Below are 13,759 nucleotides of genomic sequence, written 5' to 3'. Positions count from 1 at the left end.
TCCGGTTGCGCACCTGAGAGAATGTGCTCATGGCCCTCGATCGTCCGCGCGCTCTCTCCGGTATCCAGCCCACCGCAGGCTCGTTCCACCTCGGGAACTACCTCGGTGCCGTCCGGCAGTACGTGGCGCTGCAAGAGACCCACGACGCCTACTACATGGTCGTCGACCTGCACGCGATCACCGTGCCGCAGGACCCCAAGGAGCTGCGCGCCAACACCCGTACCGCGGCCGCCCAGCTGCTGGCCGCCGGGCTCGACCCCGAGCGCTGCACGCTCTTCGTGCAGAGCCATGTGCCCGAGCACGCCCAGCTGGGCTGGCTGATGAACTGCATCACCGGCTTCGGCGAGGCGTCGCGGATGACGCAGTTCAAGGACAAGTCGGCGAAGCAGGGCGCGAGCCAGACCACGGTGGGCCTGTTCACCTACCCCATCCTCCAGGTCGCGGACATCCTGCTCTACCAGGCGAACGCGGTTCCGGTGGGGGAGGACCAGCGTCAGCACATCGAGCTCACGCGTGACCTCGCCGAGCGCTTCAACGCCCGTTTCGGTGACACCTTCACCATGCCCTCGCCGCACATCGTCCGCGAGACGGCGAAGATCTACGACCTCCAGGACCCGACCGCCAAGATGAGCAAGTCGGCGTCCACCCCCAAGGGCCTGATCAACCTGCTCGACGAGCCCAAGGTCTCCGCGAAGAAGATCAAGAGCGCGGTCACCGACACCGACACGGTGATCCGCTTCGACGCCGAGAACAAGCCGGGCGTCAGCAATCTGCTGACCATCTACGCCACGCTCACCGGCACGGGAATCCCGGAACTTGAGCAGAAGTACGAGGGCAAGGGCTACGGTGCGCTCAAGACCGACCTCGCCGAGGTCATGGTGGAGTGGGTGACCCCCTTCCGCGCCCGTACGCAGGAATATCTGGACGACCCCGAGACGCTGGACGCGATTTTGGCCAAGGGCGCCGAGAAGGCCCGCGCGGTCGCCGCCGAGACCCTGGCGCAGGCGTACGACAGGATGGGCTTCCTGCCCGCGAAGCACTGAGGGAACGACTGAGCACGGCGAGTACGCAGCAGGCATCGACCGAGCGCCGGGCGAACCGGTGGCGGCCGGACGCGCGCCCGGGACCGTGGGCCCCGGGCGCGGACCAGGGGACCTGGCACCGGGGGCGGCCCAGCCGTCACACTGGCCACGGGGACACGCAGGCGCACAGGAGGGAGAACGCAATGGGGACCGTAACGCTCGGCGTTTCGATCGCGGTCCCGGAGCCGTCCGGCAGCTTCCTCCAGAAGCGCCGCGAGGGCTTCGGGGACCCGCACGCGCACGGCATCCCCACGCACGTGACCCTGCTGCCGCCCACCGAGGTCGACGCCTCGGCCCTGCCCGTGATCGAGCAGCACCTCGCCGAGGTCGCGGCCCTCGGCCGCCCCTTCCGGATGCGCCTGTCCGGCACCGGCACCTTCCGCCCCCTGTCACCCGTGGTCTACGTCAACGTGGTGGAGGGCTCGTCCTCCTGCGCCTGGCTCCAGAAGCGCATCCGCGACGGCTCCGGTCCGGTGGCCCGCGAGCTCCAGTTCCCGTACCACCCGCATGTGACCATCGCCCACGGCATCGCCGAGGAGGCGATGGACCGGGCCTACGCGGAGCTGGCGGACTTCGAGGCCGCCTGGACGGTCACCGGCTTCGCGCTGTACGAGCAGGGTGACGACGCGGTGTGGCGCCTGGAGCGCGAGTATCCCTTCGGGGCGCCGGTGGAGAGCGCCGTCCCCACCCAGTCGAGCGCGGCCTTCCCCCCGGCCCCGTCCCGCTGAGTCCCGGAGGGTTCGCGGGGCCCGCACGTGGCAATGTGTGGGTCCATGCAATGGCTGACCGGGCTGCCCTGGATCGGGCCTCTGATCGCCCGCCTCATGCGCACGCACGCATGGCGTTCCTACGAGACCCTCGACCGAGTGAAGTGGACCCGGCTGGCCGCCGCGATCACCTTCACCAGCTTCCTCGCGCTCTTTCCGCTGCTCACCGTGGGCGCCGCCGTCGGCGCGGCCGTGCTCAGCAAACGGCAGATGCAGGACCTGGAGCACAAGCTCGCCGCGCAGGTGCCCGGGATCTCCGGCCAGCTCGACCTCAGCGGCCTGGTCGACAACGCCGGCACCGTCGGCGTTCTCGCGGGCGCCGCGCTGCTCTTCACCGGGCTCGGCTGGGTCGGCTCCCTGCGGGAGTGCCTGCGCGCCGTGTGGGAGTACGAGGAGAACCCCGGCAACCCCGTCCTGCTGCGCCTGAAGGACGGCGGCGTCCTGCTGGGGCTCGGCGGGGTCGCCCTGGTGTCGCTGGGCTGCTCCGCGTTCGCCTCGGCGGCGGTGGGCTGGGTGGTCCACCGGGCCGGCCTCCAGGGCGTCGGCGGGCTGCTCACGGCGCTGGGCTTCTGCATCGCCGTCCTCGCGGACTACGTCCTGATGCTCTACGTCCTGACCCGCCTCCCCGGCGTCCACCCCGGCCGGCACCGCCTGCTGGTGGGGGCCCTGATCGGCGCGGTCGGCTTCGAGCTGCTGAAGCTGCTGCTCAGCGGCTATCTCCAGCACGTGGCGGCGAAGAGCATGTACGGCGCGTTCGGCACGCCGATCGCTCTGCTGCTGTGGATCAACTTCACGGCGAAGCTTCTGCTTTTCTGCGCGGCGTGGACCGCGACGCCGTCGCGGGAGGCGTGATCGGCTGCGGGTTTCGTTGCCGCCTGCGGCGGGAGCGCCCTGCGGGCGCGTCCTCAAATGCCGGACGGGCTGGATATCCAGCCCGTCCGGCATTTGACGACAACGCGGCGAAGCCGTGTCGCGGGGGTCTGGGGGCTTGCCCCCGGTTTCGGGAAGGGGCGGGGCTGGGGAAAAAGCCCGCCGCAGGCGTAAGCGGCCCGCACCCACCACCCCGGCTACCTCTTACGCCGCACGAGATCCGGCAGCGGATGCCGCCGGTGGATCATGAAGCCCGCGACCGCGAGGATCACGAGGACGGCCCCGGTGATGCCCATCGCCGTCCACATGCCCCCACCCGACCCGGCGACAGAAGCCTGCGTCCGGTCGGCGGACGGCTGTGTGCGGTCGCCGGACTTGCCCGCCGAGGACTTCGGCGCCACGAGCGTGCCGACGGGCTTGACGTGCCCGGCCGCCTCGAAGCCCCAGTCGAGGAGCTTCGCGCTCTCGGTGTAGACCTCGTACTGCTCGCTCTTCTCCGGGTTCATGACGGTCACCAGCAGCTTGCGGCCGTCGTGCTGGGCGACGCCGGTGAAGGTGTTGCCCGCGTTCGTGGTGGAGCCGTTCTTCACCCCGGCCATGCCCTTGTACGCGGGTACGCCCTGTCCGGTGAGGAGCCGGTTGGTGTTGACGATCGTGGACGACGTCCGCTTCTCGCCCTTCTTCTCCTCGTCGGGGAACTGCGCGGTCACCGTCGAGCAGTATTCGCGGAAGTCCGCCTTCTGGAGCCCGGAGCGGGCGAAGAGCGTCAGGTCGTACGCGCTGGAGACCTGCCCCTCCTCGTCGTAGCCGTCGGGGCTGACGACGTGCGTGTCGTTCGCCTGCAGCTCGTCCGCGTGGGCCTGCATGTCCCTGACGGTCTGCGGGACGCCGCCGTTCATCGTGGACAGCACCCGCACCGCGTCGTTGCCGGAGCGCAGGAAGACGCCGAGCCACAGGTCGTGGACGGTGTAGGAGGAGCCCTCGCGGACGCCGACGGCGCTGCTGCCCGCGCCCATGCCCTCCAGATCGGCGGGCACCACCTTGTGCACCTTGTCGCGGGGGAGCTTCGGCAGCACCGTGTCGGCGAAGAGCATCTTCAGGGTGGAGGCCGGGGGCAGCCGCCAGTGCGCGTTGTTCGCGGCGAGGATCTCGCCGGACTCGGCGTCGGCGACCAGCCAGGAGCGGCCGCTGAGGCCCTGCGGCAGCTGCGGCGCGCCCGGGCCCAGCTGCACCTGGGGTCCGGGCCTGCCGAGCAGTTCGCCGCCCACCGTGGACATCCGGGCGGGCGGGGTCTTGGGGGCGCCCTTGCCGTCGGCCGGGTTGTCGGCGGCGGCGGGAGCGGCGGTCAGCAGCGGGAGGAGCAACGAGGCGGCCGCCGCGAGGGCGGGGCGGTAGCGGCGCGTCGCGGCGTACCGCGGGGGGTGTGATGTCGTCGGCACGTCCGTGAACGTACCCCGACGTCCATGGCCTGTGGATGGTGCCTCACCGGTGCGGGTGCCGCCCTGGGACCCGATAGGGGGATTCGAGGCGGCCGAACGCATACCGAAACCCATGCAGAGTTCTTCCGGAGAGACCACCGGCGCCTCTCCCGCCCCCGCCGTCCTCTCCCGTCGCGTGTCCTGGTTCCTGCTCGCCTTCGGCGCGTGGTCTTGGGTCATCTGGATCACCTTTGCGAAGAATCTGTGGAAGGACGGCAGCGGGCTCGCCTTCGACGACTCGGGTGACCCGACCACGTACTTCTGGGTCCATCTCCTGCTCGCGATCACCTCGTTTCTTCTGGGGACGGCCGTGGGGATCGTCGGGTTGCGCGGCGTGCGGGCGTTGCGGCGCACCTCATAGCGGGAGGTTTCCGGCCACCTCCGCCGGTCGGCGCCGATCACTTGGCCGATTCCCGGGACGTACGGGCGCTCGTGTGTTTGGGTGATGCGCATCACGGGCGGAGGGGGCGCGAGGATGCGTGCGGGCCGGTTACGGACGGGTGCGGCGGCGGCCGCGGGAGCGGTGCTGCTGACGGCGGGGGCGGCCGGCTGCGGGCTGGGGTCACCGGGTGAGGCGGACCGGGGGCCGATCACCGTCGGCACGACGGACACGGTCACCGCGCTGGACCCGGCGGGCACCTACGACGTGGGCTCCTGGGCGCTGTTCGGCAATCTCTACCAGTCGCTGCTGACCTTCACCCCCGGCTCCAGCACCCCGCTGCCGGACGCGGCGAGCCGCTGCGGCTTCCAGGGCCGCAGCCTGATGACGTACGCGTGCACCCTGCGCGAGGGCCTGAAGTTCGGCAACGGGCACGACCTCACGGCGAAGGACGTGAAGTTCTCCTTCGACCGGATCCGGCGCATCCACTCCGGCCAGGGCCCCGCGCCGCTGCTGTCCACGCTGGACGCGGTGGAGACGGCCGGACAGACGGTCACCTTCCACCTGAAGGTGCCGGACGCCACCTTCCCCTTCAAGATCGCCACGGGCGCCGGGTCGATCGTGGACTCCTCGCTCTATCCCGCGGACGCCCTGCGGCCGGGCGACGAGGCCGACGGCTCGGGCCCGTACGTCCTCACGGACTACCGGCCGGGCGTGCGCGCCGAGCTGAAGCCCGCCAAGCACTACGAGGGCGCGGCGGGGCCCAAGGGGAACGCCGTGACCGTCCGCTATTTCGCGGGCCCCGACAAGCTGAGCGAGGCGTGGAAGCGGCACGGCATCGAGGTCGCGGGCCGTCAGCTCCCCCCGGCGGACATCGCCCGGCAGTCGCCCTCGGACACCGGCTCGAAGCTGATGGAGTCCACGGGCTCGGTGGCCCGCTCGCTCGTCTTCAACCTGCGGGACGGCTCGCCGATGCGGCAGGTGGCGGTGCGCAGGGCGATCGCCGCGGTCGTCGACCGGCAGGCCCTCGCGCGCGATGTCCACCTGCGCACCGTCGAGCCGCTGTACGCGCTCGTCCCGCAGGGCCTCACCGGCCACACCACGTCCTTCTTCGACGCCTATCCGACTCCGGACCCGGAGAAGGCCAGGACCCTGCTGCGCCAGGCGGGCATCACCACACCCGTGCGCTTCGGCCTCGCCTATTCACAGGGTGCCGCCACCGACCAGGAGGCGGCCCTGCTGAAGAAGCAACTGGAGGCCACCGGCCTGTTCGAGGTCACCACCCGGCGCGTGCCGTGGGCGGAGTTCCTGGCGGGTTACGCCCGCGGCGCCTACGACACATACTGCGTCAGCTGGCTCGCCGACTTCCCCGACCCCGACACCTTCACCACCTCCGTCGTCGGCAAGGACTCCGCCCTGCACTCCGGCTACTCCAACCCCCGTGTGGAGCAGCTCATCCGCGCCACCCAGCAGGAGGAGCAGCGCATCCGCACCGCCGACGACTTCCGGGCCATCCAGAAGATCATCGCGGAGGACGTGCCGCTGGTGCCGCTGTGGCAGAAGAAGGAGTACGTGCTGGGCGACGCGGACATCTCCGGCACGGAATACCTCTCGGACGGCACGGGCGCCTGGCGCCTGTGGCAGCTGGGCCGGATGTGAGCGCCGACGCCTGACGGGCGCTCAGAGCCCGTGACGCGCAAGGAAGTCCAGGATCAGCTTCGACCACTGGTCGGGGCGTTCGGCCATGACGATGTGGCCGGTGTCGACCTCGGCGTACTCCGCGCCCGGGATGGCCTCCGCGAGGATCCGGGAGTTCTCGGGGGAGACCAGGGTGTCCTGGAGGGTGGCGATGACGAGGGTGGGCACGGAGATGCCCGCGAGGTCGGCCGTGGTGTCCGTCGTCTGCACCACGGCCGCCTGCTCGGCGGCGCCGGCCGGGACGCCCTTGGCCAGCAGGCTGTAGAACGCCGGGAGCTGCTCCTCGGGCATCGCGTTGAAGAACCCCCGGCTGAAGCCGCTCAGCGCGGTGAACCGCGCGAAGCTCTCCAGGTCGCCGTCCTCCAGCAGCTTCTGCCACAGGTCCAGGGAGGCCAGCACCCGGTTGTCGGCCTTGGCCAGGCCCGCCGTCAGCACCAGCCCCCGCACCCGCTCGGGATGGCGGGCCGCGATCCGTACGGACACCATGGTGCCCATCGAGTAACCGACCAGGGTGAAGGTGTCGAGGCCCGCGGCGTCGGCCTGGGCGACGAGCGCGTCGGCGAGCAGGTCGGCCGTCAGCGCGTCCGCGCGCGGCGTGGCGCCGGAGCCGGGGTAGTCGGGGGCCACCACGGTGTGGTGCGCGGCGAGGGAGGGGATCAGCGTCGTGAAGTTCCCCGCGACGCTGCCGCCCGCGCCGTGCGCGAGCAGCACACCGGGGCCGGAGCCGCGGACGGCCGTGGAGAGGGATATCGGAAGCTGCTGTGTCATGCCGCCGAGCCTGTCATGTGACACGGTGTCAAGGTCAAGCGATCTTGGGGCCGGATACGTGTGAGGCCCCGCTCCCTGGGGGAGCGGGGCCTCACACGTCGTGCGACCGGGATCAGTAGCGGCGCGTGATCAGGGCGCGCTTGACTTCCTGGATCGCCTTGGTGACCTCGATGCCACGGGGGCACGCGTCGGTGCAGTTGAACGTCGTGCGGCAGCGCCACACGCCGTCCTTGTCGTTCAGGATCTCCAGCCGCTGCTCGCCGGCCTCGTCACGCGAGTCGAAGATGAAGCGGTGGGCGTTGACGATGGCCGCCGGGCCGAAGTACTGCCCGTCGTTCCAGAACACCGGGCAGGACGACGTGCACGCGGCGCACAGGATGCACTTGGTGGTGTCGTCGAACCGCTCGCGGTCCTCGGCCGTCTGCAGGCGCTCACGCGTCGGCTCGTTCCCCTTGGTGATGAGGAACGGCATGACGTCGCGGTACGCCTGGAAGAACGGCTCCATGTCGACCACGAGGTCCTTCAGGACCGTGAGGCCCTTGATGGGCTCGACCGTGATCGGCTTGCTCGGGTTGAGGTCCTTGATCAGCGTCTTGCACGCCAGGCGGTTCTTGCCGTTGATCCGCATCGCGTCGGAGCCGCAGATGCCGTGCGCGCAGGAGCGCCGGAACGTCAGCGAGCCGTCCAGCTCCCACTTGATCTTGTGGAGGCCGTCGAGGACCCGCTCCTTGGGGTCGATCTCCAGCTGGAAGTCCTGCCAGCTCGCCTCGGCCGAGACCTCCGGGTTGAACCGGCGGACCCGGAAGGTGACCGTGATGAGGTGCGAGGTGGTGGAGTCCGCCTCGAGCTTGTCCAGGGTCGGGGTTGCCATCAGTACTTACGCTCCATCGGCTGGTAGCGGGTCTGCACTACCGGCTTGTAGTCGAGGCGGATCGAGTCCTTGCCGTCCTTGCCGACCTCGCGGTACGCCATGGTGTGGCGCATGAAGTTGACGTCGTCGCGGTTCGGGAAGTCCTCGCGGTAGTGACCACCGCGGGACTCCTTGCGCGCCAGCGCGGACACGGCCATCACCTCGGCCAGGTCGAGCAGGTTGCCCAGCTCGATGGCCTCCAGGAGGTCGGTGTTGAAGCGCTTGCCCTTGTCCTGGATGGACACGTTCTTGTAGCGCTCGCGCAGCTCGGCGATCTTTTCGACGGCCGTCTTGATGGTCTGCTCGGTGCGGAAGACCATGACGTTGGCGTCCATGGTCTCCTGGAGCTCCTTGCGGATCTCGGCGACCCGCTCACCGCCCGTGGAGTTGCGCAGCCGCTCGACCTGGTCGACGACGAGCTGGGCCGGGTCCTCCGGCAGCTCGACGAAGTCGGCCTTCGCGGAGTACTCCGCGGCCGCGATGCCGGCCCGCTTGCCGAAGACGTTGATGTCCAGCAGCGAGTTGGTGCCCAGGCGGTTGGCGCCGTGCACGGACACGCAGGCGACCTCGCCGGCGGCGTACAGACCCGGCACGACGGTGTCGTTGTCGGCCAGCACCTCACCCGCGACGTTGGTCGGGATGCCGCCCATGGCGTAGTGCGCGGTGGGCTGGATCGGGATCGGGTCCGTGTAGGGCTCGATGCCGAGGTAGGTGCGCGCGAACTCCGTGATGTCCGGGAGCTTGGCGTCCAGCTGCTCCGGCGGCAGGTGGGTGAGGTCGAGGTAGACGTGGTCGCCCTCGGGACCGCAGCCACGGCCCTCGCGGATCTCCGTGTAGATGGAGCGCGAGACGACGTCACGCGAGGCGAGGTCCTTCATGACGGGCGCGTACTTCTCCATGAAGCGCTCACCGTCCTTGTTGCGGAGGATGCCGCCCTCGCCGCGGGCGCCCTCGGTGAGGAGGATGCCCATGCGCCAGATGCCCGTCGGGTGGAACTGGAAGAACTCCATGTCCTCCAGCGGCAGGCCGCGGCGGTAGCAGGCCGCCTGGCCGTCACCCGTGAGGGTGTGCGCGTTGGAGGTCACCTTGAAGAACTTGCCGGTGCCGCCGGAGGCGTAGATGACCGACTTGGCCTGGAAGACGTGGATCTCGCCGGTGGCCAGCTCGTAGGCCACCACACCGGCCGACTTCTTGACGCCGTCGACCTCGGTGATCAGCTGGTCCAGGACGTAGAACTCGTTGAAGAACTCCACGCCCTCCTTGACGCAGTTCTGGTACAGCGTCTGGAGGATCATGTGGCCGGTGCGGTCCGCGGCGTAGCAGGACCGGCGGACCGGGGCCTCACCGTGGTTGCGGCTGTGACCGCCGAAGCGGCGCTGGTCGATGGTGCCGTCCGGGGTGCGGTTGAACGGCAGGCCCATCTTCTCCAGGTCGAGGACGGAGTCGATGGCCTCCTTCGCCAGGATCTCGGCGGCGTCCTGGTCGACCAGGTAGTCGCCGCCCTTGATGGTGTCGAAGGTGTGCCACTCCCAGTTGTCCTCCTCGACGTTCGCGAGGGCGGCGGCCATGCCGCCCTGCGCGGCGCCGGTGTGGGAGCGGGTGGGGTAGAGCTTCGTCAGCACCGCGGTGCGGCTGCGCTTGGTCGACTCGATGGCCGCGCGCATGCCGGCGCCACCCGCGCCGACGATGACGGTGTCGTACTTGTGGATCTTCATGGTCGCGTCAGCCCCGGGCTCTAGCGGATGTTCGGGTCGAAGGTGAAGATCACCAGCGTGCCCAGCAGGACGGTGAACACCGTGGCGGCGTACAGCAGGTTCTTCAGCCAGAAGCGGGTCGTGGGCCGCTCCGCGTAGTCGTTGATGACCGTGCGCAGGCCGTTGGCGCCGTGCAGCATCGCCAGCCACAGCATGATCAGGTCCCATGCCTGCCAGAACGGCGAGGCCCAGCGGCCGGCCACGAAGGCGAAGCCGACCTTGGACACGCCGCCGTCGAGCACCAGCTGGATCAGCAGGTGACCGAGGACCAGCACGACCAGGACGACGCCGGACAGCCGCATGAACAGCCAGCCGTACATCTCGAAGTTGGTGCGGGTCGACTTCGGCGTCTTCTTGGTGCGCTTGCGGGGCGGCTCGATGACCGGAGCCGGGTGGTCCACGTCGTAGAGCGACACGGAGTCGTTCACAGCGGGGGTGGTGTCAGCGGACATTACGCGTCAGCTCCCGAACAGCGTGCGCAGCGTGTGCTGGAGCACGGGGTAGAAAGCGCCGGCCATGAGCACGACCCAGATCAGGACCACGGACCAGAGCATCTGCTTCTGGTAGCGCGCGCCCTTGGACCAGAAGTCCACGGCGATGACGCGCAGACCATTGAGGGCGTGGAAGAGGATGGCGGCGACGAGGCCGTACTCCATCACATTGACGACGGGCGTCTTGTACGTCGCGACGACATCGTCGTACGCCTCGGGAGAGACGCGAACGAGAGCGGTGTCGAGGACGTGCACGAACAGGAAGAAGAAAATGAGGACGCCGGTGACTCGATGAGCCACCCATGACCACATGCCTTCCCGGCCGCGGTACAGCGTTCCAGCCGGCACGGAAAACCCTCCGGGAGCGGGGATCGGGGCCTGCCGGCTTCACTGTCAGCGGGCCCGGCCGGGTACGGTCCACCGGCCCTGGCCATCGTAGCGACGCCTTGTCGGTTCTTTCGCCCGGGGTCGTCGGGTGTGGTCAATCACGCACGTACGGCCCAGTCCGGGGCCCCAAAGGGCCGTTCGGGGGCGGGCGGTGTGCCGGACAGACCCCGGTTCCATGATCTTTAGGCGTTATGTCCCATGGTGCTGCGGGGTGGAGTGACTCCGTGTGCACGGGATGTCGGGGGCGAGCCGGATCAGCCGGCCGCGGGCGAGGCGGGCGAGCTCGACGGCGGTCGTGGCGGCCTCCTCCGCGACGGAGCCCTCCAGCCGGGAGCGGAGCGCGGCGAGGGCGCGGCCCTGGGCCTCGGCGGGCCGGCAGCCGTCCAGGCACAGCACGAAGACATGGCCGAACCGGTGCTCATAGGCGGCCTGGCCGCGCGCCAGGGCGGCCGGCGCGGCGGAGCCGGCGGATATGCCGGGCCCCGCGCGCCGGACCAGCGCGGGATACGGGCCCCGCTCGTCGGCGAGCGCCTCGGCGAGGTCGGCCGGGGTGAGGACGTGGGAGGCCCGGTCGGCTGCCCGCAGCAGGGCGGCCAGATCGGGGTACGGGCGCCCCGCCACCAGCTGCCGGGCCCACCGGCGGCTGCCGCAGCAGGCGAGGAGGGCGGCTTCGGCGGCGCCGGGCACCGCGGAGTTGAGGCGGTCGAGGCCATGGCGGGCGGGACCGTGCAGCGTGGGCTCCTCGGGAGTGCGGACCGTGGCCGTGCGGATCCGTGCACAGGGGGCGAGGGGCGGTGCACAGGGCCGTACGGGCGATGCGGGGCCGTGCGGGGCGGGACCGGGCGTGGCGCGCGGTCCGTCATGCGGTCGTGACGGGGTTGTGATGCGGGGACGCGTGAGAACTCCACGGTCCGGCGTGCACACTGGGCCGCCACCGTAGCGATGGTTATCGGCCACTGTCCGACGGATGCGCGAATTTCCTTCGTACGGGCCTTCCTGGGCGCGTGGTGGACGGCCGCGGCGGGCACAGTCGGATTACGGTCGCCTCATATTTGCCCTAAATAGGAGGCTTTGCTCCCATGGGTCCACCCTTCAGAATCACCCGGGCGAGCCTGGCGCGGGGCACCGTCGCCGGAGCGGCGCTCATCGCGACCATGACGATCATGGGCTGCCCCCGCGACGGAGCCGGCCACCCCTCCCGGGATGACTCCCGCTCCGCGCAGGCGTCCCCCTCCGCCTCTTCGGCCCAGCCGCCCGGCCAGGCCCCCGTGGTGCAGGGCACCCCGCGCACCGTGCCCGCCCTCCGCTCCGCGACGCCCGCCGCCGGGCCCGGCTGGCGGCCCGCCCCCGGCGCCCGCGTCGTCACCGACCCGGCCGGACCCCTCGCCGACGAGGCCCGCCGCCTGGCCGACGAGCTCAAGCTGGGCACCGCCCCCGCCCCCGCCCACCCCGGTGACATCGAACTCGCGCTGCGTCCCGGCCAGGGCGGCGGCCCCGAGGCGTACGAACTGACCACCCGGGACCACAGGGTCCTGATCACCTCCGAGGGTGAAGCGGGCGTGTTCTACGGCACGCGCACCGTCCTACAGGCCGTGCGCTCCGGCGGCGGACTCCCCGACGGCGTCGTGCACGACGCACCCGACCGCGCGCAGCGCGGGCTCAACCTCGACACCGCCCGCAAGCACTTCACCGCCGCCTGGATCGAGGACCGGCTGCGCGAGATGGCCGACCTCAAGCTCAACCAGCTCGCCCTGCACTTCTCCGACGACCAGGGCTTCCGCATCGAGAGCGACACCCACCCCGAGATCGTCTCCCCGGACCACCTCACCAAGGACGAGGTCCGCCGCATCCTCGCCCTCGCCGACTCCCTGCACATCACCGTCGTCCCCGAGCTCGACTCGCCCGGACACCTCGGCGCCGTCATCAACGCCCACCCGGACCTCCAGCTCCGCGACGCCACGGGCACGGCCCTGCGCGGCGCCGTCGACATCGCCGACCCCGATGCCGCCGACATCGTCGACGACCTGCTGCGCGAGTACGCGCCCCTCTTCCCCGGCCCCTACTTCCACCTTGGCGCCGACGAGTACCGCGCGCTGACGTACAAGGACCCGCAGTCCTCCTTCCCGCGCCTCGCCGACCTGGCCCGCCGCCGCTACGGCCCCCAGGCCCGCGTCCAGGACCTCGCCACCGGCTGGCTCAACGACCGCGCGGCCGTGCTGCACACCCTCGGCAAGAAGCCCAAGGCGTGGAACGACGGCTTCTTCGCCGGCGGCGTCATCAGCGCCGACAAGGACATCGAGGTCGAATACTGGACCGGCAAGGAACTCGGCGCGCGCGACCCGCAGGAATACCTGAACGAGGGACGCACGGTCGTCAATCTCAACGACGAGTACCTCTATTACGTACTCGGCCAGCCGAACCAGTTCACCTACCCCACCGGGCAGCGCATCTACGAGGAGTGGTCGCCCTCCGTGCTGCGCGGCACGAAGCCGGTGGAAGGGGGCGCCACCGCCGCACGTGTGCCCGGTGGCCGGCTCGCCGTCTGGTGCGATCACGCTGACGCGCAGTCGCCTCAACAGGTGGCGGACGGCATCCATCTGCCGCTGGCTGCTCTCGCTCAGCGCTTGTGGGATGCGGGGCGGCCGTCGGTGCCGTGGTCCGACTTCGTGTCTTTGGCGCGGCGGGTCCGCTGAGCGGGTGGTTTGTAGTGGGGGTTCGGGGGGCCTCAGACGCCGGCCGGGCTTGGGGTTGGTGGGGTTCGCCGTTGTCCGGTGCGGGTCCGTTGCCGCCTGCGGCGGGGGCGCCCTGCCGGGTTGGCCGTTGCTGGGTGTGGGTTGTGTGTGGTTTCGGTTCGGGTGGCCTCAAGCGCCGGCCGGGCTGGTTTGTGGTGGGTGACGGGGGTGGGTCTTCCGGGCTGGGGACCTGGAACGCGGTGCGGGTGCCGTTTCGCGTATGGAGTGCCCCGAATTCGCACCGCGTTCCAGAACCCCACCCTCCAGCCCCACCCCCTCCCGCCGGAGGACAAGTGCGGGGTGTATCCGCTTAAGGGTTCGCATTCAGCCCGCTGGGGGCACCTCTGGGGGAGCAAGCAACCCGCACCCCACCCAACAGCCCCAATACCTCCCCGCACCCAAAAGGCCCTACCCTCCGGGAAGTACGCACGCGCACTTGAACG

Annotated in this window: 13 protein-coding genes; 6 read left to right on the top strand and 7 right to left on the bottom strand. The window is 70.5% G+C overall.

Features of this window, described 5'->3' with window-relative positions; translation table 11 throughout:
• Positions 1-29 precede the first annotated feature (29 nt).
• The 3 genes from trpS (at position 30) to ACH427_RS05205 (ending at position 2,701) form a co-directional block, all read left to right on the top strand.
• Positions 30-1,043 (top strand): tryptophan--tRNA ligase, encoded by a 1,014-nt coding sequence (gene trpS / locus ACH427_RS05215; RefSeq protein ID WP_398868038.1) that lies wholly within the window; start codon positions 30-32, stop codon positions 1,041-1,043.
• 182 nt (positions 1,044-1,225) lie between these two features.
• Complete coding sequence (locus tag ACH427_RS05210) at positions 1,226-1,810, top strand: 2'-5' RNA ligase family protein (RefSeq protein ID WP_398868037.1); 585 nt, start codon at positions 1,226-1,228, stop codon at positions 1,808-1,810.
• 45 nt (positions 1,811-1,855) lie between these two features.
• Entirely contained in the window at positions 1,856-2,701 is an 846-nt protein-coding gene (locus ACH427_RS05205) for a YihY/virulence factor BrkB family protein (RefSeq protein ID WP_398868036.1), read from the top strand.
• Between the two features lie 215 nt (positions 2,702-2,916).
• On the opposite strand, the gene ACH427_RS05200 is transcribed toward ACH427_RS05205, so the two are convergent.
• Positions 2,917-4,158, bottom strand: a complete 1,242-nt coding sequence (locus tag ACH427_RS05200) for a D-alanyl-D-alanine carboxypeptidase family protein (protein ID WP_398868035.1) — start codon at positions 4,156-4,158, stop codon at positions 2,917-2,919.
• A gap of 112 nt (positions 4,159-4,270) precedes the next feature.
• Between ACH427_RS05200 and ACH427_RS05195 the strand changes: the two genes are divergently transcribed.
• Positions 4,271-4,558, top strand: a complete 288-nt coding sequence (locus ACH427_RS05195) for an SCO4848 family membrane protein (protein WP_366008302.1) — start codon at positions 4,271-4,273, stop codon at positions 4,556-4,558.
• Positions 4,559-4,672: 114 nt separating this feature from the next.
• On the top strand, positions 4,673-6,235 hold the full coding sequence (locus ACH427_RS05190) for an ABC transporter substrate-binding protein (RefSeq protein ID WP_398868034.1): 1,563 nt from the start codon (positions 4,673-4,675) through the stop codon (positions 6,233-6,235).
• 21 nt (positions 6,236-6,256) lie between these two features.
• Here the strand turns inward: ACH427_RS05190 and ACH427_RS05185 are convergent, their stop codons facing one another.
• The 6 genes from ACH427_RS05185 to ACH427_RS05160 all read right to left on the bottom strand — a co-directional run bounded on the left by ACH427_RS05185 (position 6,257) and on the right by ACH427_RS05160 (position 11,316).
• Positions 6,257-7,042: an alpha/beta fold hydrolase gene (locus tag ACH427_RS05185; RefSeq protein ID WP_398868033.1), complete on the bottom strand. Its 786-nt coding sequence runs from the start codon at positions 7,040-7,042 to the stop codon at positions 6,257-6,259.
• 112 nt (positions 7,043-7,154) lie between these two features.
• Complete coding sequence (locus tag ACH427_RS05180) at positions 7,155-7,913, bottom strand: succinate dehydrogenase iron-sulfur subunit (RefSeq protein WP_398868032.1); 759 nt, start codon at positions 7,911-7,913, stop codon at positions 7,155-7,157.
• Positions 7,913-9,667, bottom strand: a complete 1,755-nt coding sequence (gene sdhA, locus ACH427_RS05175; protein WP_398868031.1) for a succinate dehydrogenase flavoprotein subunit — start codon at positions 9,665-9,667, stop codon at positions 7,913-7,915. Before sdhA ends, ACH427_RS05180 begins: the two co-directional genes overlap by 1 nt.
• Before the next feature lie 20 nt (positions 9,668-9,687).
• The gene (locus ACH427_RS05170) at positions 9,688-10,158 is read right to left on the bottom strand and encodes a succinate dehydrogenase hydrophobic membrane anchor subunit (RefSeq protein WP_398868030.1); all 471 of its coding nucleotides are present in this window, start codon (positions 10,156-10,158) and stop codon (positions 9,688-9,690) included.
• 6 nt (positions 10,159-10,164) lie between these two features.
• The gene (gene sdhC, locus ACH427_RS05165) at positions 10,165-10,545 is read right to left on the bottom strand and encodes a succinate dehydrogenase, cytochrome b556 subunit (protein ID WP_398868029.1); all 381 of its coding nucleotides are present in this window, start codon (positions 10,543-10,545) and stop codon (positions 10,165-10,167) included.
• A 228-nt stretch (positions 10,546-10,773) separates the two neighbouring features.
• Positions 10,774-11,316, bottom strand: coding sequence for a 2-oxo-4-hydroxy-4-carboxy-5-ureidoimidazoline decarboxylase (locus ACH427_RS05160; protein ID WP_398868280.1), 543 nt, complete (start codon positions 11,314-11,316; stop codon positions 10,774-10,776).
• Between the two features lie 347 nt (positions 11,317-11,663).
• On the opposite strand from ACH427_RS05160, the gene ACH427_RS05155 reads away from it, so the two are divergent.
• Positions 11,664-13,277 (top strand): glycoside hydrolase family 20 protein, encoded by a 1,614-nt coding sequence (locus ACH427_RS05155; protein ID WP_398868027.1) that lies wholly within the window; start codon positions 11,664-11,666, stop codon positions 13,275-13,277.
• Positions 13,278-13,759 lie beyond the last annotated feature (482 nt).

Source organism: Streptomyces sp. NPDC020379 (assembly GCF_044387105.1).
Lineage (GTDB): Bacteria > Actinomycetota > Actinomycetes > Streptomycetales > Streptomycetaceae > Streptomyces.
This window is presented reverse-complemented; position numbering and strand designations above follow the sequence as displayed.